The 746-nt window shown below is 65.3% G+C and carries 1 protein-coding gene; it reads left to right on the forward strand.

What is annotated here, in order from left to right; genetic code table 11:
- Positions 1-146 precede the first annotated feature (146 nt).
- Positions 147-746: multicopper oxidase domain-containing protein (locus V5F77_RS29000; RefSeq protein ID WP_429008503.1), on the forward strand; the 600-nt coding region annotated here is incomplete at its 3' end.

A 746-nucleotide genomic window follows, 5' to 3' on the forward strand; every position in this document is an offset into this window, starting at 1 on the left:
CCGCCAAGCACGACTTCTTCATCGCCACCGTGGACTTCGAGACCGCGATCATCGGCGGAGGCAGCTCAGCCGGTTCGGCCGGTGAGGGCCCTGTCGTGACCGCGGCCGCCGAAGGCGGCGTGAATTGACGAGACAAGGAGACCATCATGACGATCTCACGTCGAAATTTCCTCGGCGCCTCCGGTGGCATGGCACTGATCAGCGCAAGCGCCGTGTCAGGCCGCGCCCAGGCGGCCGCGATCCCCGAAGCCGCAACCATGAAGGAGGCGGTCATGCAGCCGCCGCTCGTCCCGACGAGCGGCCCGGACTACCAGCCCGTCGTCACGCTCAATGGCTGGACCCTGCCTTGGCGCATGAACGGGGACTGGAAGGAGTTCCATCTCGTCGCCGAACCGGTGGTGCGCGAGTTCTCGCCCGGCATGGTCGGCCACCTGTGGGGCTATAACGGCCAATCGCCCGGACCGACCATCGAGGCGGTCGAGGGCGACAAGGTCCGCATCTTCGTCACCAACAAGCTGCCGGAGCACACCACCATCCATTGGCACGGGCAGTTGCTGCCCTGCGGCATGGATGGGGTCGGTGGGCTGACCCAGCCGCACATCCCCGTCGGCAAGACCTTCGTCTACGAGTTCCAGCTCCAGAAGAGCGGCACCTTCATGTACCACCCCCATGCCGACGAGATGGTCCAGATGGCCATGGGCATGATGGGTTTCTTCGTGGTGCATCCGAAGGATCCCGCATTTCGC

Origin of the sequence: Roseixanthobacter psychrophilus (genome assembly GCF_043195195.1) — a bacterium.
Lineage (GTDB): Bacteria > Pseudomonadota > Alphaproteobacteria > Rhizobiales > Xanthobacteraceae > NCEH01.